This is a genomic window from Corynebacterium sp. KPL2825, assembly GCF_037908445.1.
Taxonomy (GTDB): domain Bacteria; phylum Actinomycetota; class Actinomycetes; order Mycobacteriales; family Mycobacteriaceae; genus Corynebacterium; species Corynebacterium kefirresidentii.
This window is the reverse complement of sequence record NZ_JBBMGI010000007.1, coordinates 20,525-43,847: the sequence shown is the minus strand read 5'-3', so window position 1 is coordinate 43,847 and position 23,323 is coordinate 20,525. Positions and strand designations below refer to the sequence as shown.

Below are 23,323 nucleotides of genomic sequence, written 5' to 3'. Positions count from 1 at the left end.
TGCGTGGTCTCTACCCAAAGAGCGCTTGTGCATTGCGGTAACGCGATTCCGGCACTGTCTTAAGGGTTCCCACGGCCTCCTCCAACGGAACTAGATCAATATCCTCGCCATGGAGAGCTACACACATACCTGACTTGCCTTCATGGGTAGCACGGGCTGCGTGCACGCCGTATCGAGTTGCCAGAACGCGGTCATAGGCAGTCGGTGTACCGCCGCGCTGGATGTGTCCCAGAACCGTCGTTCGCACGTCATATCCAGTGCGAGCCTTGATCTCATCGCCAATGACCTGGCCAATACCGTTGAAAGTCTGGTGCCCGAACTGATCCACGCCGCCGGCTTCAAAGTCCATCGTCCCCTCCTTGGGGAGGGCGCCTTCTGCAACGCAGATGATGCCGTATTTTTCACCCATTTGGAAGCGGCGCTCCATCGCCTTGGTGATTTCTGCGATATCGAAGGGCTCCTCGGGCACCACCGTGTAGTGCGCGCCACCAGCCATGCCCGCATGCAAGGCAATCCACCCCACATGGCGGCCCATAACCTCCACAATCAGAATACGGTTATGCGATTCCGCGGTGGTATGTAAGCGGTCAATAGCATCGGTAGCTACGGATACGGCGGTATCAAAACCAAAGGTGTAGTCGGTGGCGTTGACGTCGTTGTCAATGGTCTTTGGAACGCCTACTACCGGCACCCCGTTATCGGATAGCCACTTTGCTCCCTTGAGGGTGCCTTCGCCTCCGATGGCAATGAGGGCATCCACTTCGGCATCGGCCATATTGGATTTAATCTGATCAAGACCCGCCTTGAACTTATCCGGATGCAGGCGGCCAGTGCCTAGGATGGTGCCACCGCGCAACAAAATGCGGTCGATTTCTGCATCATCATAGAGATCGCGACGGCGGTCCTCCATCAAGCCCACCCAACCGTCTTCATAACCTACGACGGTATCTCCAAATTCATTGGATGCGGTACGCACAACCGCACGAATTACAGCATTGAGGCCGGGGCAATCGCCACCGGACGTTAAAACACCTAGACGCATACCTACCAATCTAGCGCGCTATTTTTAGCCCTGCAGAGTGTCCCGAAAGCAGAGAGCAGAAACCAAGCCCACCACCAGCGCAACTACGATGACAAGGAGCGAATTAATAAGTGCCACTGCTGGGTCACCTGTTTGCATAACGGCAGACACTAAGGCGACGCCCACTACGGATCCCACTTGGCGGGAGGTGTTATACACACCGGATGCAGCACCCATGAGCTCCGGCGAAATATCGCGCAAGGTGGTAGCTGCGTTGGAACCCCAGATGAAAGACTGCCCCACGCCAAGGCCTGCAATGGGCAGCCCGAGCACCCACGGCAAGGCGTCTACATGCATCACCCACCATGCCGCAAGCAGAGAAAGAATAAGGAGGGAAAATCCCACCACTCCAAGAATTCGAGGATTCACATAATCCGCCATAATTCCCGCGAGCGGAGATATCAGTAGAGAAATCAGAGCCATTGGCGCCACGATAATGCCAGCCTCGCCTGCTGGAATGCCCTGCATGGTCTGCAGCCACAACATGATGGGTAGCATCACTGCAGCCGCCATAAACCCCATGGCAATAATGCCCACCGAGCCGGCAAGGTAATTGCGGTCGCGAAAGAGCGTCAGCGGCACCAGCGGGCTCGCCCCGCGGGCATCGGCGGTAGCCTGCAACCGAATAAAACCTGCGCTAGCGATTGCTCCGGCGAGCAGAATAAGCCAAATGGTCCAGCCCCACCCCAGTACTGGTCCCTGTTGGATGCCAAAGACAATCGCCGCCAACGCGATCAGAGAAACAACGGCCGATGGCGCATCGATGGACTGCGCGGTAGTAGGCAACTCGGGCACCCACAACAGCGCCAGCACGATGGCCAGCACCACGAAAGGAATGTGTACCCAAAAGGCGGCCTGCCAACCGAAGTTTCCCACTAAGAAGCCTCCGGCGAGTGGACCGACAAGTGCTGCAATCGAGCCGATTACACCCCACACGCCCAACGCACGTCCACGGCGCTCGCGTGCGAAGATTCGGTTGATGACGGACATACTTTGCGGCATCTGGAGAGATGCCCCTACGCCTTGCACGGCACGCGCGGCAATGAGTACTTCTACTTGGGGAGCTATGGCACAAACCATCGCACCGACCCCGAAGATAGCCACGCCCAGACAAAACATCCGGCGTTGGCCCAAAACGTCGCCCAGACGGCCGGCGAAGAGCAACGGCACCACTGCAGCCAATAAATAGGACGCGGATACCCACATGGCCTGGTTTACACCCGCGTCTAGATCACGTTGCAGGTTCGGCAGCGCGACCGCCACCATGGATTGGTCCAGAAGAGACACAAAGAATCCCAGGGACAGTGCAAACATGGCGCGCCATGCTTGGCGCTCAGGCGGCAAGTGCGTCTCCACAGTCATAGCCATAAAGTCTAGCGGGGCCAGAATTATCGGCCTAGACTGGCCGCATGTCCATGATTGATATCAAAAAGCCCCAAGACGTATCTACCGCCACTACTGTCACCCTCGGCCTTATCGGCGGGTGGGTGACCGCCCGCGAGACCGGAATCCGCCCGCTCGGCGGCGTTATCCTCGCCGCCGCTGGCGTGTGGGCAGGCCGCTCTTGGGCAAAGAAAACCACTCCGGCTACCACTGCTGGCCTGTGTGCACTCTACGTGGGCGCATTCAGCGCCTCCCACCCGTTGGCGAAGAAGATTGGCGCCTGGCCAGCCGTCCTTAGCGTGACCGCGGCCTCGGCGGGCGCAGCCTATGCGCTTTCCGACGCCAAGTAATCCCCCCACACACACAAAATGCGCACCATGCCCGAAGACATGGTGCGCATTTTTAGTTTTAGTGTGCTGCGAGTTTTACTTGGCAACACTAAACTCGGCCGCAGCTTCCTCGCTGCCCAAGGCGACGGTGCCGCCAGGGAGGTTAAAGAAGGAAGGCTTGGACTCAAGGAGGCCGAGCAGGGCGTCGGAAAGCTGCTGCGTATGCTCATCGCACGCCGCGCGGGTGGAGTTAAACTCGCCGACGCTGATGGTGCCATCCGCAGCCACCTTGTAGGTGGTGGTGTAAGTATTGCAGCCATCATTCATCACCAAGGAGTGGTCCTTGGCAAATTCGACGCTAAACTTTCCTTCTTCCTTAATGGAGTGGAGAGTTCCAGTGATGGTCTGCCCCTCGATGTGAGGCTCCAGCTTCTCCGCGCCCTTCGGCAGCGGGGCAATAAGCCCAGAGTTGGTCGGCGCGGTCATGCTGAACCCCGGATCGATGGAGGGCACCTGCGCGGCATTGGCAACGCCCACGCCCATGAGTGCAGCGGCGGACAGCGAAAAAATTGCGGTCTTCTTGAAATGCATACCCGATAATTTTACCCCCGCCGAATATAAATTCAACGGGGGCAGATAAACCTTTATGGAATTGCCAGGGACCCCACAGGAAGTCGCTTATTTATTGCGGCCAGCTTCATAGGCAGCGCCGACCTTGTACAGGCGGTCATCTTGGAAGGCTGGCGCCATGATCTGCAGACCGGTGGGCAAATTGGTATCGCTTGCCATACCGGATGGCACAGACATGCCGCACAGGCCAGCCAGGTTCAGCGGCAGAGTGCACAGGTCAAAGTTGTACATTGCCATCGGATCCTCGGCCTTCTCCCCCAGCTTAAACGCGGTAGTCGGGGTGGTCGGGGAAACAATTACGTCAACCTGCTCGAAGGCGCGAGCAAAGTCCTGGGCAATGAGCGTACGCACGCGCTGCGCCTGCAGATAGTAGGCATCGTAGTAGCCCACGGACAGTGCATAAGTACCCAGCATGATGCGGCGCTTGACCTCTGGGCCAAAGCCTTCTGCACGAGACTGGGACATGACCTGCTCGGCAGAGTGGGAGCCGTCATCTCCCGCACGCAGGCCGTAGCGCATGCCATCGAAACGCGCCAGGTTAGAGGACACCTCGCACGGCATGATCAGGTAGTACGCTGCCAGGGCGTCGTCAAAGTGCGGGCAATCTACCTCGACAATCTCCGCACCCTGCTCGCGCAACTGCTCAACGGCGGCATGGTAGTTCTCCATCACGCCTTCCTGCCAGCCATCGCGCTCAAATTGCTTAATCAGGCCGACCTTGACTCCAGAGAGGTCCCCCGTAGCACCCTCGCGTGCAGCGGCGACAACCGGCGCTACCGGCTTATCAACGGAAGTAGCATCGAAAGCATCGTGGCCAGCGATGACCTCGTGCAGGAGCGCGGTATCGAGGACAGTGCGGCCGCACGGGCCCGCTTGGTCGAGGGACGAGGCAGCAGCGATAAGACCGTAGCGGGACACGGTGCCGTAGGTCGGCTTTACGCCAACGGTGTTGGTCAGTGCAGCTGGCTGGCGGATGGAACCACCGGTATCGGTACCGATGCCAAGCGGCGCCTGACCGGATGCAAGCGCAGCAGCGGTACCACCGCCGGAGCCGCCTGGGGTGCGCTCCGTGTCATAAGGGTTATGCGCTGGGCCAAAAGCAGAGTTCTCATTGGAAGAACCCATAGCAAACTCATCCAGGTTGGTCTTGCCCAGGATGGGGATTCCAGCCTCGCGCAGGCGCTTGGTCACGGTGGCGTCATAGGGAGAAACGTAGCCCTCCAGCATCTTGGAAGCGGCGGTTGTCGGCGCATCGGTGGTAACCAGCAGGTCCTTAAGCGCCAGCGGCACGCCGGCCAGACCAGAAGCAGGCTCTTCGCCGGCATCGAGTGCCTTATCCACGGCGTCGGCAGCCGCGAGGGCTTCTTCCGCACCCACATGCAGGAAGGAGTTGAGCTCCTCGTTGGTCTCTGCAATGCGGTCTAGGAATGCCTGGGTTACCTCGCGGGAAGTAATTTCACGGGCGTGAATCTTCTCCGCCAGCTCGGCAGCAGTCAGGGAGGTCAGGCCCTCCGCGGGAACGGTCAGGTTAGACATTTATTCTCCTCCCAGGATCTGTGGCACAACGAAGCGCTCTTCTTCTACGGCCGGTGCTTGGTCCAAGGCCTGTTCTGCAGTAAGGGTGCGCACAATAACGTCCTCGCGCATCGGGGCGTCCACGGAGTGCGGGTGGCTCATCGGCTCCACGCCCTCGGTATCAACGTTTCCCACCGCGGAAACCGAATCAACAATTTCATCAATCTGCGTTGCGAACTGGGCTAGCTCTTCCTCACTGAGGGCCAGGCGGGAAAGCTTGGCGAGGTGGGCTACCTCATCACGCGAAATCTCAGACACGCGAACTCCATCCTTTTTCTGCATAATTGACACGCGGGTGAAAAATATTCACCGTCAGCATGTACTATGTGAATTGCTAACGACCCATGGTACTGCACCGACCACGACGGTTGCCGCGTCACCCCAAATTTGCGTTGCTTGAAGCCCGCATTGTGACGCACGTATCATGTCTGGGACTACAAACTACCGAAAGCGTGCAAGACCATGTCCTTTTTGATCCGCGTACTGCTCCCCGATGCTCCTGGCAGCTTGGGCCAGCTTGCCGACGCCTTTGGACTCGTCGATGGCAATATCCAATCGGTCGATATCGTAGAAAACTTTCCCGATGGAACAGTCATGGATGACATTGTCATTGAGTTGCCGCAAGGCACCATGGCCGATGTCCTCATTACCGCCGCCTCCTCTGTCGAGGGCGTGGAGGTCGACTCCATCCGCCCATTCAGCGGCCGCGTAGACCGCCGCGGGCAAATCGAGCTCCTTGCACGAGTTGCCCATGCCACGAATGTCACTGCCGCTATGGAAGAGGTAGTAGCCGCGATCCCAAGGGCTCTAACCTCCACGTGGTGCATCGTCATCGACAATAACGAGCCCATCCACCGCGTAGCTTCTTCCAATGCCGCCCCCGAAGATGACGGCACCGTTCCTCACGATATCGAGGTGGAAAGCGCCCGCGTGCTCAGCCCCGAGCGTGATGAATGGATCCCGGAAAGTTGGTCCCTTCTCGATTCCGCCCTAGCCGCCGCCCCGCTCGGCGATACCGGCCTAGTTATAGCCATGGGCCGCACCGGCGGCCCTGACTACCTAGCTTCCGAGGTGGAGCACCTAGGTCACATCGGCACTATCTTGGGCAGCTTCCTCAAGTAGCCGGACCGATTTAGGCTTCACCTGTTTCTAGTAGCTGCTGGAATTCCGCTTCATTGAGAATCGGGATTTCCAGCTCACGGGCTTTATCCTCCTTCGAACCGGCGTTTTCGCCAGCCACGAGATAGGAGGTCTTCTTCGAGACCGAACCGGTAGCCTTTCCGCCACGAGAAACAATAGCTTCTTTCGCGGAATCACGGGTGAAGTTCTCCAAGCTGCCGGTCACCACGATGGTCAGACCCTCTAGAGTCTGCTCCTTGTGGTCTTCCACCGCTACCTCCATAGCCACCCCTGCGGCAGCCCATTTGTCCACGATAGTGCGGTGCCAGTCCACTTCGAACCAATCATGGAAAGATTGTGCGATGGTCATACCCACGCCATCGACTTCTGCCAGCTCCTCCGTTTTGGCTGCGCGTAGCTTTTCCATGGATCCATAGCGGGAGGCCAGCGCCCGAGCGGCAATTGGTCCCACGTGACGAATAGACAGCGCGACCAGGACGCGCCAGAAGTCACGGCCTTTGACCTCATCCAGATTCTTTAACAAGTTCTGTCCGGCCGTATTGACCTTGACATTTCCTTCTTTTTTGGTGCGCTTGTCCTTTGTATCCTTCTTCGCCGTGTAGACGTCCGAGGCTAGGAGCTTTTCCTCGGTGAGCTCGAAAAGCTCTGATTCGTCGACGAGAATACCATTTTCAATTAAGTCCATTGCCCCCTTCTCGCCCAGGGCCTCAATGTCCAGTGCCTTGCGCGAGGCCAAATACTCCAAGCGCGCGGAAAGCTGTGCTGGGCACGATTGGGTATTGGGGCACCGCCAATCCGCGTCGCCGTCTTTTTGTGGGGCCAACTTCGTGCCGCATGCCGGACAGTTCTCCGGGAATGCCCACTCATACTCGCTACCATCGCGCTGCTCGCGCACTGGTCCGAGCACCTCCGGGATAATCTCGCCCGCCTTGCGAATGATGACGGTATCCCCGATAAGCACACCCTTGCGCTTTACCTCGGACTGATTATGCAAGGTAGCCATGGACACTGTGGAACCGGAGACAAAGACCGGCTCCATAATGGCAAACGGGGTCACTCGCCCGGTACGCCCAACACCCACCTCAATGCCCTTAAGCTTTGTAGTCACCTCTTCCGGTGGATACTTATAGGCAATGGCCCAGCGCGGGGCGCGGGAAGTCGCACCCAGTGCGCGCTGCGAGCCCAAATCATCTACCTTGACGACGAGTCCATCCATCTCAAAGATGGCATCGTGGCGGTGTTCTGCCCAATGTGCCACCTCGTCCTGGACCTGCTCAGCCGAGTAAACCTGCTTGGTATATGGGGAAACGGGCAGCCCCCAAGCCGCAATTGCCTTATAAGCATCATGTTGGGAAGTGGGTGAAAATCCCTCGCGCGCGCCTAGCCCGTGACACACCATTTTCAGGCGGCGCTTTTTCACCTCGGCGCGATCCTTCATGCGCAGTCCACCTGCCGCGGCATTGCGCGGGTTAGCAAACTTTTCCTTGCCATCGGCCGCGCGCTCCTCATTGATCTCTTCAAAATCCTCGGGGCGCATATAGACTTCGCCGCGAATCTCGATCAGCTCTGGGACCGGGTATTCATCTGTCCCCTTGAGCTCATGCGGAATGTCTTCAATCACGCGTGCATTAGCAGTGATGTCTTCGCCCACTGTGCCATCGCCACGGGTCGCGGCGGTAGTCAGGCGCCCATTGCGATAGACCAAATCGATAGACAAGCCATCAATCTTGAGCTCAGTCAGATAAGTCTTTGCTGGGGTTCTATCGAGCCAATCCTGCATCTCGCCAGCGCTAAACACATTGTCCAAGCTCATCATGCGCTCAAGGTGTTCAATATCCTCACCGGCGCTCGGTGCAGCACCCACCTGCTGGGTAGGTGAATCAGGCACGGCAAGCTCAGGATGTTCTTCTTCGAGTGCAAGAAGGCGTTGGAAGAGGGCATCAAAGTCGGCGTCGGGAATAGCCGGCTCACCGTTGTAGTACAGGTTGCGGTGGCGGCGCACTTCCTGCGCAAGGTCATTCCATTCACGGTGCAGATCAACTGGATTAGTCACGCTGCTCAAGTGTAGCTATCCCTCGTGTCGGGGCTAGCTACTAAGGTATTGATCATGACTTTCGACGCCTCCCGCATGCTCGCCTTCGACCTTGAGACCACCTCGGCCAATCCCAAAGAAGCCCGCATCGTCACCTCTGCCTTAGTCCGCATTGATGGCCGCGATGTACAAAAGGTGGAGCACCTCGCCGATCCCGGAATCGAGATCCCGGAGGAAGCGACCAACGTGCATGGCATCACTACCGAAAAAGCCCGCGCCGAGGGCCGACCGCACGAAGAGGTTCTGAAAGATACGGTCGCGGCCATCAAGGCCGCCTGGGAGGATGGTCTAACGCTCATTGTCTACAACGCTGCTTTTGATCTCACCGTGCTGCGGAGCCTCACCGGCGATTTCACGGTCACTGGCCCGGTCTATGACCCCTATGTAATCGACCGCGTCAGCGATAAATGGCGCAAGGGCAAGCGCACCCTTGGCGCAGTGTGCGAGCACTACGGCGTCGAGTTGGGCAACGCCCACGAAGCTACTGCCGACGCCCTCGCAGCCGCCCGCGTCGCTTGGAAACAGGTACGCCAGCACTACCCCAACTTGGCGCAGATGGATGAAAACGAGCTCATGGAATTCCAGGCGGTCAAGTGGTACGAGGATCGGACTGCATTTAAGAAATACCTAGAGGGCAAGGGCCGCGATGCCTCGGATGTCTCGACTGCATGGCCCCTCATCGGATAAAGTCTCCCAATTCTCCTAAATCTCCAAGTACGGCTAAAAGTCTCCCAAATCTCCGATAACAAGGGTTACACTAGCCATATGGAAAATCCGTTCCGCCCTACATTCGGTGCTCCTCCCCTGTTCTGGGTCGGGCGCGGTATCGTGCTCGATAGCTTCCGCACTGCGCTCGATGGCTCGGCAGGCAATGCTTCCCGCTCCATGGTGCTCAGCGGTGCAAGGGGCATCGGCAAGACTGTTCTCATCAACGAGTTGGAGGACATCGCCGAGGCCCGAGGGTGGGTAACGCTACGCGCCTCAGGGCGCTCCACCATGGTCGAGGAACTGGTCAATACCACCATCCCCAGGCTGCTTGAACAACTCTCTCCGAGCGACAAGAAGAAGGTCAGCCGCATCGGCATCGGCGGCGTAGGGTCAATCGGCTTTGATCATCAAAAGGAAGATCGCTTCACCCCCACGCTGAATACTCGCCTGCGTGAGCTTTCCGCAGAGCTAAAAGGCACCGGAATCCTGCTTACCATCGACGAGGTGCAAGACGCCGATGTCGAAGAGCTCACCACCATCGCCGTGGCCTACCAAGACCTAGTGCGCGATGAAATTGATATCGCTTTGGTAGCCGCCGGCCTTCCCCAAGGGGTCAACCACTTATTAGATCTTCCTGGAGTAACGTTTCTGCGCAGGGCCCAGAAGTTCGTCTTAGGACCGCTGTCTCCGGCCAATTCGCAGCAGGCTCTAGAGCACACAGCGTCTGGCTCGGGGTTAGAGTTTAGCCCCGAGGCGACTAGGGACGCCGCGGCGCTTACCCGCGGCTACCCGTACCTCGTGCAATTGGTTGGCTCGCTGGCATGGGAGCGCAGTCGCCAGAACCAAGAAAGTGGCATTTCTCAGGAGACGATTGCCTCGATAGCTGCAGATGCGATTTCAATTATGGGCGCGCAGGTGCACCAGCCTGCGACGTTGACCTTGCCACCGGCACAGCGGGAGTTTTTGGAAGCAATGGCCGCAGTGGAGCTAGACGGCGTGGCCACCATCGCCGACATAGCAGGACACATGGACCGCACTGTACGATCCTTGTCCGCCACTCGCCAGCGGCTTATCGACGCCGACCTGATCGAACCCACCGCACACGGCAAACTGCGCTACGTCATCCCTTATATGGGCGAATACTTCACCGCCACGGATAGCCGCGGGCGTGTCGATTAAAGATCGCCGGCGTCCCGGACGAGGATGTCGGCGGTCTCAGTGACAGAACGAAGCGAACTAGCCGAAGCCGCACTGGGGAAAACATCGAAGTGGTCGACCAATAGCTCGCGCGGCATACCTATGCGATCAAGGTGGGAAGCTAAGGCGATTGCTTCCTCCCTCGCATCTTTGCCGGGAATGCCCAAGCCGATGCGGTAGCCCGCACTGAGGTGCTCGCCCAATCCGTCATAGTGCTGTGGGGTGGAAAGCTGCTGGCGAAAGCGCGAATCAACCAAAAAAGTCTTCGCTGCGCGCGCCACCGACCAAATAGGCGCAGCATGCACATAGTCGGCCTCAAACGCTAAAAGGCTTTCTAGGACGACTTCCTCTGGGACCGCTGGTATCGAGTCGAAATCAGTAGTCCCGGGAATCCGGCCAGCAATGATATCTGCCAGTAGCGGTTCATCGAGTTGTACGTGCACCTCGCCGTGGAAACGGCGTGCCACATCGTGGGCATGGGTGTGGAGGCCGTGTAAGAGGGCGTCGGAAAGCTCTGCGAAAGCGCTAGAGTCAGTGAACACGCGGTGGCCATCGGAGAGCTCGATGCTCGCCGCCAAAGACCAGGGCCCCAAGGCTTGCACCTTAATGTGGGAAACCGTCTCGCCCCAGACCCCCTGAACCTCATCGAGGTCGCGTTCTAAGCGATCCCAGGTGCGCCGCGTCAAAAGCTGCGGACGCGCAGTCATGCGCCACGACCGCGGACCACGATCGATATTGATGGCCTCGAGCATGCTGGCCGTACGCCCAACCGCATCGGAGCCGAGTCCCCTATCAGGAAGCTGCGGGATAGCGGGCAGGTCAGTCTCACTGATTATGATGTCCGCCGCCTCCGCTACGGAAGTGCCGGGCATGGGGCCAAGTGCAAAGCCGGCCATCTAGGCCGTCCCGCAAATGGTGCCGGACCCGATAACGATATCGCCAAGCTCGTCTGGCGACGGCAAATACAGCACCGCCGCCTGGCCACGAGCCACGCCGGAAAGCGGTTCCTTAAGCTCAAGGCGCATCTCATCCGCATCGCGGTCGACGTGCGCGACACAAGGCACCACGGAACCATGCGCACGCACCTGAACCTCGCACTCGAAGTCCCCATCCATGGCTGGGTGAAGGTACTTCAGGCGGTCAGCTTGAATTGAGGTCACGGCCAAGTCCTCGCGGGCACCGACGGTCACCGTGCCCGTAGAAGCATCGATGTCGGTGACGTAGCGGGGACGGCCGTCGGCAGCCGGCGCCTTGATGTCTAGGCCCTTTCGCTGACCGATGGTGTAGTTCCATGCACCATCGTGCTCTTTAAGCTCCGTGCCCTCCTGATCCACGATCAGGCCAGGGCGACGCCCGATGCGAGCGCCCAAAAATGCCTGAGTGTTGCCGTCGGGAATGAAGCAAATATCATAGGAATCCGGCTTCTTCGCGGTGGAAAAGCCATGCGCCGCGGCCTCTTCACGGATCTGCGGCTTAGGAGTATCGCCAATGGGGAAAAAGCAGTGCTCCAGCTCTTCGGCCGAGATGACGCCCAAGACATAAGACTGGTCCTTATTCTCATCCAAAGAACGGCGCATGTAGCCGTTTTCGTCAATGGTGGCATAGTGACCCGTCGCCACAGCATCGAAGCCGAGCGCCATGCCCTTTTGTAGCAGTGCCCGGAACTTAATCTTCTCGTTACAGCGCAAGCAAGGATTAGGTGTCTCGCCGCGAGCATAGGAATCCACGAAGTCCGTGATGACTTCTTCTTTAAATTCCTCCGAAAAATCCCACACATAGAAGGGGATGCCCAACTTATCGCAGATGCGGCGAGCATCAGCGGAATCCTCTAGCGAGCAGCAACCGCGCGCTTTCTCTCTGGTTTGCTGCGCGTCCTTGTGCAGGGCGAGGTGAACGCCAATCACCTCATGGCCAGCTTCTACCGCCCGGGCGGCGGCAACAGATGAGTCCACGCCGCCGGACATGGCAACCAATACTCGCATCTTGCTCCCCAATTCACCTTGACTACAGGCCCGAAAGTCTACTCCCTAGCCCCAACGCGGTTTAAATCGAATCCATTCCCTAAGCTTGTGTCACATGGGAAGAAAGCGAGCCTCCACCGAACAAGGAATCACCGGCACCTACGAAATCTCGACCGGAACAGCCGAGGTTGTGGCGGATGAGTTCCGCGATGGAGCCTATATCCTCAACGTTAACGGCGTGCCGAGTAGCCACATCGTGCTGGGCGAGCCAGAAGAATTGGAGTTCGAATACATGCGCTGGATTACAGCTGCCGTCGAACGCCTCAATACTCGGCCAGCGAATAAGCTGCGTGTCACCCACCTAGGTGGCGCAGGCTGCTCCCTTCCACGCTATTTTGCCAGCAAGCTCCCGGGTAGCCGCCACACGGTGGTCGAACTCGACGCCAAACTGGGGGAATTGGTGCGTACACTTTTCGACGTCCCCCGTTCCCCTACCGTGAAGATCCGCGCCGGCGAAGCACGCAAAGAAACCGAGGGGTTCCTGCCCGCCAGCCGTGACATCATCATCCGTGATGTATTTGCTGGCGATAAGACTCCGTCTAGCCTCACCACCGTGGAGTTCTTCCAGGCTGCAAAGCAGGCACTAGAGCCAGGTGGACTCTATATTGCCAATTGCGGAGACCATTCTGATCTGCAGCTAGCAAAAAGCGAACTGGCCGGACTAAGCAAGGTTTTTGACCACCTCGCGGTCATCGCGGACCCACCAATGCTTAAAGGCCGGCGCTACGGAAACATCATCCTTATAGCCTCGGATACAGAAATGCCAGCCGAGGGCTCCATTGAAGCCGCTCAGCTGGCTAAGGCACTCCTTGGCGGGGCGGTGCCTGCCCACTACAAGGACGAGGCGTGGACCCGCGCGTTTTTCGCTGGTGCTACTGCAGCACGCGATTAAGTAGCGTGGCTACTTGGCCCGCATCGAAATCGGGAACATCAGCGCCAGCCTTCTTGGCCGCGTTCTTAGCCTCCGAAACTTCGGACTCGGAGACATTGCCAGACTTAACGTTGTTCACGTGACCGGCATTGTCCAACAGGATTGCTAGGTCACTGACAGAGAAGTTCCCCTTTGCCATATCACCCAGATCTTCTACTGGGAGGGCATCCTTGTCCTGCAAGGTCTTCACGAAGCCTGCTAGACCTTGCGCTGCTTGGGGGTCAAGGCCGGACTTTTCGGCGGCGTCGACAAGCTGTGGTATCGCAATCAGTCCTGCTGCGAGGGCTAGGATAGCGCCGATAAGCGGCGTGCTGTCCGAGCTTAGGTCAACGCCATCGCCCACCACGAGCTGTTCGAGCGCGCCGCCGACATCCACATAATTTCCATCGCTAAAGGACTGCAGCTGCTGCTTGGAACCATTAAAAAGGTTCATATCAACGTCGGTAGGAATTCCTGCCACCTTGCCGGAGCCAGAACGCTGCCAGAAGGATAGCTTCTTCCAGCCACCCACGGCCTCGGGCGCCTGATCCTGATAGGCCGCAAGCCACAACGGCATATCCGAGAACTTCTGGGAGTTATTCATCTGCCCCATCCAGAAGTACTTGTAGGTGTAGATCATGGGAGTGCGGCCGGTAAGGCGCTTGAGCTCGCTGGTAAATTCTTCGATCCACTGCTCCAACTGGGCCGCGGATTTACCTTCATCCACCTCGATATCGAGTGCGGGAGGCAATGTCTGATCTGGCGCCAGCGCAATCTGCGCGGCAAAGTTCGCCGCTTGCGTTTTGGCGTCAGTCGATGGACGAGCGTAGTGATATGCGCCTGTCTTAAGGCCGGCAGCGTGGGCGGCCTGAACATCTTCGACGTAGTGCGGATTTACCCAATCCCCACCCTCAGTTGCTTTTACAAATGCAAAAGACTGACCGTCAGTACGTACCTTAGACCAATCGATGGGCGTGCCGCCCGGGTGCTGGTGTGCCGCAACGTCCACGCCCTTAGGGGCGCCAAAGCTCACCGCCTGGGCAACAGCGGTACCACTAATAGCTAGTGCAGCCACGGTAACTACCGCAGTAATACTCTTTCGGAGTGCCTTCTTTGAAGTCATGCGCGTGAGTCTAACAATGGTTTCACTCTATCAACATCTTTAACACGCGCCACTTGAGATAATTTTCTTTTCTTCTATTCCTGTCACCGTAGGCAATTTCACCATTTAGAACATATTTTTGCCCCCCTCTTGTGGCGGGCGCACCCACAGCGTAAGATAGACACCGTGAAGATTAGTTCAGCAGTTCTAATATTCGGGGGAAATAATTTTGGAAGCCTATTACATAGTCAATGATCCTAAAGATCCATTAGCAGTTAAAGCTACCGAAATCAGAAAGCAAGATTACCTTTTCTGGAAAGATGCCAAACCAGACTTAGAAGACGATTTCGACATTACTTGCCATACCCTTGCCACCCGTACGGGATTGAGTGAGCGGCGCACGCGCGATATAACCATGGCGCTCTACCGGCTGGCTGAGTTACCTCTAACAATGGCCCTGCAGGAAACCTACTACTTCCTGGATTTCTCTCGCCTCATTACTATCGACGCCGTACTTAGCAAGCTCGGTGATGTCCCTGCGGAAACCCTCGAGAGGATAGACCAAGAACTATCTCGTTATTTGACCCCCTCGAAGCCGAGACAGGTACTACCCTCCAACACGAATTTACGGCGAAAACTCAATGGCCTCATTGCTATTGAAAACCCATCCACCGAAGAAAACAAAGAGGCTCCCACGAAGAATAACTCCTATTTCACCTACTCCAGCTTCGGTGGCAAAGCCGGGCTAGCAGTTGAATTTGACGAAACTACCCTTATAGCTATCGACGAACACATCAGCAAAGCCGCCGAGGAACATGGCCTTTCCAAGGCAGAAGCACTGGCCAAATTGATTCTGGGTGAAATTGAGTCTCGGACTAAGGTAGTTCTGCATATGTATCGCGCCCATGATCAGGAGTCTGCACCCGCGTTTATCCGGGGATTCGGATGGGTAAGCCCAGAGACCGCGGATAACCTGCGCCCCGCTCAGACGCGAGACATGGACTTAGCCAAAGAAATGGAAAGCGAAAGCTACGTTACTCCCCCGCTCATAGGCGCCTATGTGGAAGGCCGCGATGGGGTGTGCCGCTGGCCGGGGTGCTACCGCCCTGCGGAAAGCTGCCAGAAAGACCACCGCATTGACCATGCTCGGGGAGGGAAAACTGCAGGGAGCAATTTGGCTTCACTATGCCAGCACCACCATAACGTCAAGACTGACGGCGGTGCTTTTTATATCATGGATCCGCACACTGGGGACATTGTGTGGCTGTTTGATGATGGGCGCTGGGAATATGACGAGCCCCAAGGACCGCTAGCACCCAAGAACAAGAACTGGGCGCTAACGGTGGGCCAAGCTATCGCCGCCCGACGGGCAGCGGCGAAGGAAAGGAATGAAAGCTAGACGGATCGGGCTCGGGTGATTACCTCGGGAAGATGAGCCAACACGTAATCGACATCTTCTTCCGAAGTAAGCCGGCCTAGCGTAAAGCGCAAGGAACCGATTCCTTCAGCCTCGCTTACTCCCATCGCTTCCAGAACGTGAGACATGCGGTTTACACCTGCGCTACAGGCGCTGCCGGTTGAGGCCTCAATCTGCAGGGAATCTAGCAGCATGATAAGGCTATCGCCATCTGCACCAGGGAAAGAGACGTGCAAGTGAGAAGGCAAACACGGTTCAGTGGAATTGATGACTGCATTGTCAATGGTGGCGAGAATTCCATCGCGGAGCTTATTGCGAAGCGCGGAAATCCGCTCACCTTGAGTAGAAATTTCCGCGACGGATTCCTCCAAAGCCGCAGCTAGACCGGAAGCACCAGCGACGTCGACAGTTCCAGGACGAATTCCGCGCTCCTGCCCACCGCCATAGGCAATGGGTTGGGGTGCGGGACTCCGCTTGGCTAGAAGTAGGCCAATGCCGCGGGGACCGCCGAACTTGTGGGCGCTAGCTGCAAGGCTGGTGATCCCTAGGTGGGAAAAGTCGATGGGAACCTTTCCTACCGCTTGCACGGCATCAACGTGTACCGGTGTACCCACTGCGCTGGCTCGGGCGGCAATATCTTCGATGGGTTGAATGGCGCCGGTTTCGTTATTGGCCCACATGCAGGTAGCGACGTCGGCAAGCGTGTCTAGAGCCGACAGGTCTGCTATGTGTCCGGAGCGATCGACAGGAAGAATCTCGACGGCAGCACCCGAATTGTGCAGCTTAGCCACGGTATCGCGCACGGCGGGATGCTCAATATCGGTGGAAACTATGCGGTTTGTTTTACCGGCCGCATAAAGTCCCTGAATGGCGATATTGTCTGCCTCTGTGCCAGAAGAAGTGAAAATCACCTCGATTGGCTCGCAGCCGAGGAGTGAAGCAACCTTCTCGCGGGCATCATCGAGCACAGACCGAGCCTTGCGGCCGGAACCATACTGCGCGCCGGAGTTCAGGGAGCCAGCCGCAGCTACCCACGCGTCAATCGCGCTCTGGCGCATCGGTTGGGTAGCAGCGTAGTCAAAATAATGCGGCATTACTGACGTGCCTTCAGTTCCTCGGTCAAGGCTGGGGCGATTTCATGGAGGTCACCCACAACGCCAAGGTCAGCGATCTGGAAAAATGGCTCATCCTGGTCCTGGTTGACCACCACAATAGTGCCAGAGGTCTGCATGCCGGAGGTGTGTTGGATAGCGCCGGAGATGCCCAAACCGATATAGAGTTCAGGCGAAACGGTAACGCCAGTCTGGCCGATCTGATAGGCAGCGTCATAGAAGCCTTCGTCTACCGCATCGCGGGTAGCGCCGACTGCGGCGCCGAGGGCGTCGGCAAGCGGCTCGACAACATCACCAAATTCATCACCCACGCCCCGGCCGCCAGCGACGACCACCTTGGCTTCGGTAATTTCCGGACGTGCAGATTTCTGGGCAGGGGTAAAGGAAGTTACCTTGACATCTTTGCCAGTAGCGGCCGGCAACGGCATCGGGGCTGGTTGCGCTTCCACCTGCTGTGGTGCGGCCTCTACCGCGCCTGGGCGCAGCGTATAGATCGGGCACTGGCCGGTAGCGGTAGAGGTAGTCTCATAGGAGCCACCAAAAATGGTCATCTGGGCGGAACCATCAGCGGCGATGCCGCTGACATTGACCAGTGCGCCGGAAGCGAGGCGGGCAGCTAGGCGGCCGGCAATCTCGTTATTGGCGGGAGTTGCGGCCAGCACGATAGGTGCGGGGTTCGCGGCGCCGAGAGCATGCAAGGCATCGACTTCTGGAATCAGGAGGCGCTGGTCATAGTCTTCGGCCGTTGCTTGGACCACCTGCGCGGCGCCAAGGGCGGCAAGGTCAGCATCGAACTTATCTGCCTGCTTGCCGACGACCACTGCAGACACCGTACCCAATTCGCGCGCGGCCGTAATCAGTTCTCCGGTAACGGGAAGGACTTTTTCCGCATCGTGCTCAACTAATACGTAAACGTGAGACATATCGACTCCTAAATCAAGTTCTTTGCGGCTAGGAAGTCAGCGATCTTCTTCGCTGCGTCTTGCGGGTTGGGCTCAGAAATAACCTCGCCAGCGGTGCGCGGTGGGCGCTTTTCGGCGGCCGAAACGGAGGTAGTGGGCGCAATTGCCTCAATTCCCAAATCAGCTAAGGAGAAAGTAGTGATTTCCGCCTTCTTAGCGGCCATCAATCCCTTGAAGTTAGGGAAGCGCGGCTTGTCGCTCTTATCGTTCACAGAAACAATTGCAGGCAGCGGCGCTTCTAGTTCCCAGGTGCCACGCGCATCATCTCGCGTGCCACGCAGCGTGCCGCCCGCCAGCTCTACCTTGTGCAGCCCGGTAAGGGCAGGCAGCTGGCGGTATTCGGCGAGCAATCCAGTAAGTAGGCCGGTCGAGGCATCGGAGGCCTCGGTGCCAGCGGTGATCAATTGGACGTCGTCAAGCTTGTTCAGCGCAGCGTTAAGAGTCCATGCGGTCGACAGCGCATCCGCTCCCGCCAGCGAATCATCGGAGACAAGCACCGCGTCATCGGCACCCATAGCCAGTGCCTTGCGCAATGCTTCGTCTGCCTGGGCCGGCCCCATGGTCAGCGCTACTACCTTATAACCCGCATCCGGGTTGTCGTCGCGCAGGCGCAGGGCTTGTTCCACGGAATACTCATTAACCTCATCAATGACGTTATCCACGGAGGTGCGATCCAGGGTGTGGTCATCTTCCAAAGACTTGGTAGACCACGTATCCGGCACGTGTTTGACCAGAGCCACGATAGTTGGCATTGGGCACTCACCTTTCCGATATATTTATGTTGCGTAATTATCCTCGGACGATGATACTCGGGGTTTGCACAGCAAGGCGATTCCTTGTGCGCCAATTCGCGTAATGATTACCGCAAAAGGCTTCTTCCCCTTGAGCTTCATCTTCTTCCGCAGCTGGTCAGGGTCCACTTCTACCCCGCGCACGAGGATTTCCAAGCTCCCCGCGTCATAGGATTTAAGTACGGATTTTAATCTCTTTAGGGGTACTTTTTCTATGAATGGAAATCCCGAGGCTCCCTCCGGAATCCTCTCCCCTGTCAGGTACGCGATGCGCTCATCGATTTGGTGCAGCCCTTCCCGTGCCGCGTAATGCCGCACCAAGCCGGAGCGCACAATGGCACCGTCCGGGTCAATGAGGTAGCTACCAATGTCTCCGGCCTCGGGCAGGTTTGTTTCTTGATCATCGAGGACGTCTAGCTTGTGTCCACGAATCATTACTGCCCTTCGGCCGGTTCCTAGGCCTGGGGTATAAAGGCAGGCTTCTTTTACTCCGCCGTCGACGCTTGCGACGGTAACAAGGCCGTTCCATTCGCTGAAATCAAGGCCGGGTGCACACTTAATGGCCAATTCCTTGTCTCGATGCTTGTCGACGACCTCTGGAAGCGGTGGCACGAGATCCTCCGGCCGGGTGATTCTTCTACCTCCGGCGCGACGGGCGGGATCTGCAAGGAGGACATCGGCAGTCGTTGTAGTGGTGAGCGCATCAGCGCGAAAGATCTTGGTCGAAGAAAGATTGTGCCTCGCCATTCTCACGCGCGACTCGTCCAAGTCTGAGCCAAAGTAGTCGAGCGGAGAATTTAGACCTTCCGTACCGATGGAGCAGGTGATGTCGTGGACGCTGCCCACCCCCTGCTCTGCAAGAAACTCCGCCCGGTATGCCGCAACCTCGACGGGGGTTGCTTGTTGGGCTGAGTCGGCGTCCATCAGCCAATCACTGGGAAGCTTGCCCGAACTACGTGCGGTCACCAGCTCCATGACTGCGCGGCCATAGTCGCCGAACTTCTCTTTCAAGACTTCGGTGTCTTTAAGCCGAGAAGCCTTGGTCAAGGTGAGATCGAGGTGAGCAATTTCCTCGTGGTGCTCAATCAAGAAGCTGACTTCTGCGGGGGTATAACTCATATGCGGTCTAAAGGGGTGGTGGAAAAGAATTCGCGGTAACGAGGGTCCTCGCGCGGATCCCCGATAACAGGGCGCAGGTCAGAAAAGGACGCATCATCGAGGACTTCTTGAACCGAGGAGTATCTGCTCAGCCTCTGCATCTGCGCCCAAGTAGGAATGACTAGGCGCACCAGCCCGGCGCGCCAGCCGTCCAGGATGAGCTGGGGAGAAAACCATCCGGCATCGTCCGCCTCGTCGGTATCCCCATCGGGTTCTTGGCCAGAGGGCAGCACCCCGACGAAAAAGAAGGTGTCGAACCAGTGGCTTTTTCCCTTTCCTACCCACCGTGCCCAGGGAAGGAGCATATCGGCGTCGACACGCATGCCGTTATTGCTGAGGAATTCGGTAAAGGAAATGGTGTGGCTCTCGAGTAGTTTTCGCTCCTTGTGATACCGCCGTGCATTGGAGACAATTCCGTCTTCGCGGATGGCAAAGAGGGTGCCGGCTTCCTCAAAGAGCTCCCGGGCAGCGGCGAATACTAGCGCGTGGGCTTTGTACTTTGTTACGCCCATCCGTCGGGCCATGGAGATGACGGATTTTCCGGCCCATAGTTCGCCCGAGTCCCAGGAACGCGGCGGAAAGTCGCGTGGGTCTACGCCGCCGCCGGGAAAGACCGAATGCCCCGGGTAATTGTGCATGGTGTGCACGCGCTCTTGTACCCATACTTCAAGACCGTCGGTGCCGTCCCGTAGAAGCAGGACGGTTGCCGCCAAGCGCCCACCGTTAAAGCCGGTGGTATCGCTGGCGTCAACGGCATCGATACGGTCATGAAAAGGGTTGGTCATAGAGAAGCTCGGCGGGCGAAGTATCGCTGTCCAATGCGGTCTACCTGAATGGGCTGGTGGAAGGCGCGAGTCAGGTTTTCTGAGGTGAGGACTGAATTAATCAGACCTTTTGCCACTACCTTACCCTCATCCAGCAGCATGGCGTGGGTAAATCCGTATGGGATCTCCTCCACGTGGTGGGTGATCATGACGATGGCTGGGGCATCTGGATCCATGGCTAGATCGCCGAGGTATCCCACCAGGTCTTCGCGGCCTCCCAGGTCCATTCCGGCGGAAGGCTCGTCTAGGATGAGCAGCTCTGGGTTAGTCATGAGTGCGCGGGCGAGGACGACGCGCTTCTTTTCGCCCTCTGACAATGTTCCCCAGGTGCGCTCCTTCAGGTGGGTTGCACCTACCTGGGCCAAAATCTCATCAGCGCGGGAGAAGTCCATGTCCTGATATTCCTCCCGCCAGCGGCCCAGCACTGCATAGCCTGCGGAGACGACGAGATCGTCCACGCGCTCATTTTCGGGGATTCGCGATTGCACTGCAGCGGAGGAGATGCCGATGAGCGCGCGCAGATCGCGCATATCAGTTTTGCCGATCTGCTCCCCCATCAAAAAGGCGGTGCCCTTCGACGGGAATTCTTCGGCCGCGGCCATGCGCACTAGCGAGGTCTTACCCGCGCCATTGGGGCCAATAATGACCCAGCGCTCATCGAGCTCCACTTGCCAGTCCACAGGACCAACGAGGGTCTTGCCGCCGCGGCGCAACTCGACGCCGCGAAAATCTACGAGCCAATCTTGATCTGTAGGAGTTACGTCGTTCACGCCCTCCATTGTGACTGATTTATTCTTTGCCCGGTGAAATTGACACAGCTGCATTAGTCTTATGGGCATGACTACTCGCCTTGGTATTGACGATGTCCGCCCGCTTATCTCCGCCGGTTCTGTAGCTTCTAAAGCCGTTGTGGGCGAGGTAATTCCTGTCACCGCACTGGTCTGGCGCGAAGGCCACGACGCGGTCTCAGCCACTTTGTCTGCCTGGGCGGCGCGGTCCACGGCTACGTCCTCTGTCACCATGCAGGTAGACCCCAAAGACCAAGATCGAGTGCACGGCGTCTTTACCCCAGGCACCCAAGGCACCTGGTACTTCCGCGTCGATGCCTGGTCCGATCCCATTGCTACGTGGAAGAACGCGGTTACTAAAAAGATGGCGGCTGGGCAATCCGCTGCCGAGTTGGCCAATGACTTCCAGCATGGTGCGGATCTATTTTCTCGGGCGGCTCTCCAGACCCCCTCGGATATTGTGGCGCCCCTCTTTGCTGCTGCACGGGACTTGGAGGATGAGTCCTTGGACGTCGATAAGCGCGTGCAGGTAGCGCTCTCGGACGAGGTCACAGACATCCTGCACTCCCATCCCCTGCGCGATCTCCTAGTAGAAGGCGCCATTCACGAGGTCTACGTGGAGCGCCCGGCCGCGCTTTATAACTCGTGGTATGAGCTCTTCCCCCGTTCCACGGGTGGCTGGGACAAAGAGGGAAATCCTGTGCACGGCACCTTCGACACTACTGCCCAAGCACTAGAGCGCGTGGCCGATATGGGCTTCGATACGGTGTATTTTCCACCCATTCATCCCATTGGCAAGGTGCACCGCAAGGGAAAAAATAACTCGGTCGTTGCTGAGCCCGGTGATGTGGGAAGCCCGTGGGCCATCCAGGACCACTCCACCACCCACCCCGAATTGGGCACAATAGAAGACTTCAAGAAGCTGGTCTCTCGCGCCGAGGAGCTTGGCCTGGAAGTAGCGCTTGATTTCGCGCTGCAGGCATCGCCCGACCACCCGTGGGCCACCAGCCACCCAGAATTTTTCACGGTCCTTCCTGATGGCACCATCGCCTACGCTGAGAACCCACCGAAGAAGTATCAGGATATCTATCCACTCAACTTCGATAACGCACCTGATGCCATCTACCACGAAATCTATGAAACGCTCATGATTTGGGTCGAAGCCGGAGTGAGCACTTTCCGCGTAGATAACCCACACACCAAGCCCGCCAACTTCTGGGATTGGCTGATTACCCGCGTACACGCCACCCACCCAGACGTCATCTTCTTGGCAGAGGCCTTTACCCGCGCCCCTCGCCTTTTCGGGCTAGCAAAAGCAGGCTTTTCCCAGTCCTATACCTACTTCACTTGGCAGACCACGAAGCATGAGCTCACCCAATTTGGCCAGATGCACGTAGAGCAGGCGGATATTTGCCGGCCTAATCTTTTTGTCAATACCCCGGATATCCTGCATGAATCTTTACAAACCGGGGGGCGCGCCATGTTCGCCATACGCGCTGTCCTCGCTGCCACCATGTCTCCACTATGGGGCGTGTACTCCGGTTTTGAGCTCTATGAGCACACCCCGGTAGCCCCAGGGTCCGAGGAATACCTCGATTCGGAGAAGTACGAATTGCGGCCGCGCGACTTTGCTGCTGCGGTTGCGTCAGGAGACTCTTTAGAGTCCTATATCCGGCTGCTCAATCAGATTCGCCGCGATAACCCCGCATTGCAACAACTGCGTACCCTCCGCTTCCATGACACCGACAATGACGCCATCATTGCCTATTCCAAGGCTGATCCAGCCACTGGCAATGTGGTCCTCGTCGTGGTCAACCTGGATCCGCGCAATGCGCAAGAAGCGACCGTTACGGTAGATATGCGCGCTATCGGCCGCCATCCCGGCGAGTCCTATACCGTCCAAGACACGATTACCGGCTCTGCCTATCACTGGTCCGAGCGCAATTTTGTGCGCTTAGAGCCGCTTCGCGACGTCGCCCATGTCTTCGTCCTTCCCCCTGCCGACCACGCCCTGCAGGAGCAGCTCACCTGGCGCGAGGTCACCGACTATCGCCCGTAAACATTTGTCCACCGGAACGCGCCCAATCTAGGTACCCTGATTAT

22 protein-coding genes are annotated in these 23,323 nt (G+C 57.7%); 7 read left to right on the top strand and 15 right to left on the bottom strand.

Annotated features, from left to right (window positions below; all coding sequences use genetic code 11):
• Nucleotides 1-10: 10 nt before the first annotated feature.
• A complete protein-coding gene (locus WMQ00_RS06900; protein WP_023021719.1) occupies nt 11-1,042 on the bottom strand; it encodes an ATP-dependent 6-phosphofructokinase in 1,032 nt (343 codons plus the stop codon).
• A 24-nt stretch (nt 1,043-1,066) separates the two neighbouring features.
• Complete coding sequence (locus WMQ00_RS06895; RefSeq protein WP_340440810.1) at nt 1,067-2,443, bottom strand: DHA2 family efflux MFS transporter permease subunit; 1,377 nt, start codon at nt 2,441-2,443, stop codon at nt 1,067-1,069.
• Between the two features lie 47 nt (nt 2,444-2,490).
• On the opposite strand from WMQ00_RS06895, the gene WMQ00_RS06890 reads away from it, so the two are divergent.
• Nucleotides 2,491-2,814, top strand: coding sequence for a hypothetical protein (locus tag WMQ00_RS06890; RefSeq protein WP_340440809.1), 324 nt, complete (start codon nt 2,491-2,493; stop codon nt 2,812-2,814).
• 75 nt (nt 2,815-2,889) lie between these two features.
• Here the strand turns inward: WMQ00_RS06890 and WMQ00_RS06885 are convergent, their stop codons facing one another.
• From WMQ00_RS06885 to gatC, 3 genes are all read right to left on the bottom strand, one after another.
• The gene (locus WMQ00_RS06885) at nt 2,890-3,384 is read right to left on the bottom strand and encodes an META domain-containing protein (protein ID WP_239208881.1); all 495 of its coding nucleotides are present in this window, start codon (nt 3,382-3,384) and stop codon (nt 2,890-2,892) included.
• Between the two features lie 87 nt (nt 3,385-3,471).
• Nucleotides 3,472-4,959 (bottom strand): Asp-tRNA(Asn)/Glu-tRNA(Gln) amidotransferase subunit GatA, encoded by a 1,488-nt coding sequence (gene gatA, locus WMQ00_RS06880; protein ID WP_239208879.1) that lies wholly within the window; start codon nt 4,957-4,959, stop codon nt 3,472-3,474.
• Nucleotides 4,960-5,256, bottom strand: a complete 297-nt coding sequence (gene gatC, locus WMQ00_RS06875) for an Asp-tRNA(Asn)/Glu-tRNA(Gln) amidotransferase subunit GatC (RefSeq protein WP_034656449.1) — start codon at nt 5,254-5,256, stop codon at nt 4,960-4,962.
• A 204-nt stretch (nt 5,257-5,460) separates the two neighbouring features.
• Here gatC and WMQ00_RS06870 point away from each other — a divergent pair, with 204 nt between their 5' ends.
• Complete coding sequence (locus tag WMQ00_RS06870) at nt 5,461-6,120, top strand: amino acid-binding ACT domain protein (protein WP_239208877.1); 660 nt, start codon at nt 5,461-5,463, stop codon at nt 6,118-6,120.
• Between the two features lie 10 nt (nt 6,121-6,130).
• Here WMQ00_RS06870 and ligA read toward each other — a convergent pair whose 3' ends face one another.
• Nucleotides 6,131-8,200, bottom strand: coding sequence for an NAD-dependent DNA ligase LigA (ligA, locus tag WMQ00_RS06865; RefSeq protein WP_282439148.1), 2,070 nt, complete (start codon nt 8,198-8,200; stop codon nt 6,131-6,133).
• A 45-nt stretch (nt 8,201-8,245) separates the two neighbouring features.
• Here ligA and WMQ00_RS06860 point away from each other — a divergent pair, with 45 nt between their 5' ends.
• Both WMQ00_RS06860 and WMQ00_RS06855 read left to right on the top strand, forming a co-directional pair.
• Complete coding sequence (locus tag WMQ00_RS06860) at nt 8,246-8,917, top strand: 3'-5' exonuclease (RefSeq protein WP_200287671.1); 672 nt, start codon at nt 8,246-8,248, stop codon at nt 8,915-8,917.
• A gap of 78 nt (nt 8,918-8,995) precedes the next feature.
• Nucleotides 8,996-10,117 carry an ATP-binding protein gene (locus tag WMQ00_RS06855; protein ID WP_200287672.1) on the top strand — a complete coding sequence of 374 codons (1,122 nt, stop codon included), beginning with the start codon at nt 8,996-8,998 and terminating at the stop codon, nt 10,115-10,117.
• Here the strand turns inward: WMQ00_RS06855 and WMQ00_RS06850 are convergent.
• Nucleotides 10,114-11,007 carry a methionine synthase gene (locus WMQ00_RS06850; protein WP_234288102.1) on the bottom strand — a complete coding sequence of 298 codons (894 nt, stop codon included), beginning with the start codon at nt 11,005-11,007 and terminating at the stop codon, nt 10,114-10,116. The two genes, WMQ00_RS06855 and WMQ00_RS06850, sit on opposite strands and share 4 nt — an antisense overlap.
• Before the next feature lie 24 nt (nt 11,008-11,031).
• Nucleotides 11,032-12,117, bottom strand: coding sequence for a tRNA 2-thiouridine(34) synthase MnmA (mnmA, locus tag WMQ00_RS06845; protein ID WP_340440807.1), 1,086 nt, complete (start codon nt 12,115-12,117; stop codon nt 11,032-11,034).
• Between the two features lie 94 nt (nt 12,118-12,211).
• Between mnmA and WMQ00_RS06840 the strand changes: the two genes are divergently transcribed.
• The gene (locus tag WMQ00_RS06840) at nt 12,212-13,048 is read left to right on the top strand and encodes a spermidine synthase (protein ID WP_340440806.1); all 837 of its coding nucleotides are present in this window, start codon (nt 12,212-12,214) and stop codon (nt 13,046-13,048) included.
• Here the strand turns inward: WMQ00_RS06840 and WMQ00_RS06835 are convergent.
• Nucleotides 13,029-14,189: a glycoside hydrolase family 25 protein gene (locus WMQ00_RS06835; protein ID WP_023021732.1), complete on the bottom strand. Its 1,161-nt coding sequence runs from the start codon at nt 14,187-14,189 to the stop codon at nt 13,029-13,031. The two genes, WMQ00_RS06840 and WMQ00_RS06835, sit on opposite strands and share 20 nt — an antisense overlap.
• A 430-nt stretch (nt 14,190-14,619) precedes the next feature.
• Here WMQ00_RS06835 and WMQ00_RS06830 point away from each other — a divergent pair, with 430 nt between their 5' ends.
• Nucleotides 14,620-15,567 (top strand): HNH endonuclease signature motif containing protein, encoded by a 948-nt coding sequence (locus WMQ00_RS06830; protein ID WP_259824355.1) that lies wholly within the window; start codon nt 14,620-14,622, stop codon nt 15,565-15,567.
• On the opposite strand, the gene WMQ00_RS06825 is transcribed toward WMQ00_RS06830, so the two are convergent.
• Genes WMQ00_RS06825 through WMQ00_RS06800 form a run of 6 tightly spaced genes read right to left on the bottom strand, consistent with a single transcriptional unit; the run spans nt 15,564 to nt 21,211 of the window.
• Nucleotides 15,564-16,679, bottom strand: a complete 1,116-nt coding sequence (locus WMQ00_RS06825; protein WP_340440805.1) for a cysteine desulfurase family protein — start codon at nt 16,677-16,679, stop codon at nt 15,564-15,566. The two genes, WMQ00_RS06830 and WMQ00_RS06825, sit on opposite strands and share 4 nt — an antisense overlap.
• The gene (locus WMQ00_RS06820; RefSeq protein ID WP_086588755.1) at nt 16,679-17,620 is read right to left on the bottom strand and encodes an electron transfer flavoprotein subunit alpha/FixB family protein; all 942 of its coding nucleotides are present in this window, start codon (nt 17,618-17,620) and stop codon (nt 16,679-16,681) included. The genes WMQ00_RS06825 and WMQ00_RS06820 overlap by 1 nt, the downstream gene beginning before the upstream one ends.
• Nucleotides 17,621-17,628: 8 nt before the next feature.
• Nucleotides 17,629-18,411 carry an electron transfer flavoprotein subunit beta/FixA family protein gene (locus WMQ00_RS06815; protein ID WP_023021736.1) on the bottom strand — a complete coding sequence of 261 codons (783 nt, stop codon included), beginning with the start codon at nt 18,409-18,411 and terminating at the stop codon, nt 17,629-17,631.
• A 24-nt stretch (nt 18,412-18,435) separates the two neighbouring features.
• On the bottom strand, nt 18,436-19,569 hold the full coding sequence (locus tag WMQ00_RS06810; protein ID WP_340440804.1) for a THUMP-like domain-containing protein: 1,134 nt from the start codon (nt 19,567-19,569) through the stop codon (nt 18,436-18,438).
• Nucleotides 19,566-20,393: an NUDIX hydrolase gene (locus tag WMQ00_RS06805; protein WP_049361369.1), complete on the bottom strand. Its 828-nt coding sequence runs from the start codon at nt 20,391-20,393 to the stop codon at nt 19,566-19,568. Before WMQ00_RS06805 ends, WMQ00_RS06810 begins: the two co-directional genes overlap by 4 nt.
• Complete coding sequence (locus WMQ00_RS06800; RefSeq protein WP_049361370.1) at nt 20,390-21,211, bottom strand: ABC transporter ATP-binding protein; 822 nt, start codon at nt 21,209-21,211, stop codon at nt 20,390-20,392. The genes WMQ00_RS06805 and WMQ00_RS06800 overlap by 4 nt, the downstream gene beginning before the upstream one ends.
• A 58-nt stretch (nt 21,212-21,269) precedes the next feature.
• On the opposite strand from WMQ00_RS06800, the gene WMQ00_RS06795 reads away from it, so the two are divergent.
• Nucleotides 21,270-23,279, top strand: coding sequence for a maltotransferase domain-containing protein (locus WMQ00_RS06795; RefSeq protein WP_284798658.1), 2,010 nt, complete (start codon nt 21,270-21,272; stop codon nt 23,277-23,279).
• Nucleotides 23,280-23,323: the final 44 nt, after the last annotated feature.

What these genes read in the sequence shown, in the direction of transcription:
- WMQ00_RS06885 (WP_239208881.1), bottom strand. Translation starts at nt 3,384, where the DNA reads ATGCATTTCAAGAAGACCGCAATTTTTTCGCTGTCCGCCGCTGCACTC.
- WMQ00_RS06890 (WP_340440809.1), top strand. Translation starts at nt 2,491, where the DNA reads ATGTCCATGATTGATATCAAAAAGCCCCAAGACGTATCTACCGCCACT.
- WMQ00_RS06820 (WP_086588755.1), bottom strand. Translation starts at nt 17,620, where the DNA reads ATGTCTCACGTTTACGTATTAGTTGAGCACGATGCGGAAAAAGTCCTT.
- WMQ00_RS06805 (WP_049361369.1), bottom strand. Translation starts at nt 20,393, where the DNA reads ATGACCAACCCTTTTCATGACCGTATCGATGCCGTTGACGCCAGCGAT.
- WMQ00_RS06850 (WP_234288102.1), bottom strand. Translation starts at nt 11,007, where the DNA reads ATGCCCGGCACTTCCGTAGCGGAGGCGGCGGACATCATAATCAGTGAG.
- WMQ00_RS06840 (WP_340440806.1), top strand. Translation starts at nt 12,212, where the DNA reads ATGGGAAGAAAGCGAGCCTCCACCGAACAAGGAATCACCGGCACCTAC.
- gatA (WP_239208879.1), bottom strand. Translation starts at nt 4,959, where the DNA reads ATGTCTAACCTGACCGTTCCCGCGGAGGGCCTGACCTCCCTGACTGCT.
- WMQ00_RS06895 (WP_340440810.1), bottom strand. Translation starts at nt 2,443, where the DNA reads ATGACTGTGGAGACGCACTTGCCGCCTGAGCGCCAAGCATGGCGCGCC.
- WMQ00_RS06795 (WP_284798658.1), top strand. Translation starts at nt 21,270, where the DNA reads ATGACTACTCGCCTTGGTATTGACGATGTCCGCCCGCTTATCTCCGCC.
- WMQ00_RS06870 (WP_239208877.1), top strand. Translation starts at nt 5,461, where the DNA reads ATGTCCTTTTTGATCCGCGTACTGCTCCCCGATGCTCCTGGCAGCTTG.
- WMQ00_RS06800 (WP_049361370.1), bottom strand. Translation starts at nt 21,211, where the DNA reads ATGGAGGGCGTGAACGACGTAACTCCTACAGATCAAGATTGGCTCGTA.
- WMQ00_RS06815 (WP_023021736.1), bottom strand. Translation starts at nt 18,411, where the DNA reads ATGCCAACTATCGTGGCTCTGGTCAAACACGTGCCGGATACGTGGTCT.
- WMQ00_RS06900 (WP_023021719.1), bottom strand. Translation starts at nt 1,042, where the DNA reads ATGCGTCTAGGTGTTTTAACGTCCGGTGGCGATTGCCCCGGCCTCAAT.
- WMQ00_RS06835 (WP_023021732.1), bottom strand. Translation starts at nt 14,189, where the DNA reads ATGACTTCAAAGAAGGCACTCCGAAAGAGTATTACTGCGGTAGTTACC.
- mnmA (WP_340440807.1), bottom strand. Translation starts at nt 12,117, where the DNA reads ATGCGAGTATTGGTTGCCATGTCCGGCGGCGTGGACTCATCTGTTGCC.
- WMQ00_RS06855 (WP_200287672.1), top strand. Translation starts at nt 8,996, where the DNA reads ATGGAAAATCCGTTCCGCCCTACATTCGGTGCTCCTCCCCTGTTCTGG.
- WMQ00_RS06810 (WP_340440804.1), bottom strand. Translation starts at nt 19,569, where the DNA reads ATGAGTTATACCCCCGCAGAAGTCAGCTTCTTGATTGAGCACCACGAG.
- WMQ00_RS06830 (WP_259824355.1), top strand. Translation starts at nt 14,620, where the DNA reads ATGGCCCTGCAGGAAACCTACTACTTCCTGGATTTCTCTCGCCTCATT.
- WMQ00_RS06825 (WP_340440805.1), bottom strand. Translation starts at nt 16,679, where the DNA reads ATGCCGCATTATTTTGACTACGCTGCTACCCAACCGATGCGCCAGAGC.
- WMQ00_RS06860 (WP_200287671.1), top strand. Translation starts at nt 8,246, where the DNA reads ATGACTTTCGACGCCTCCCGCATGCTCGCCTTCGACCTTGAGACCACC.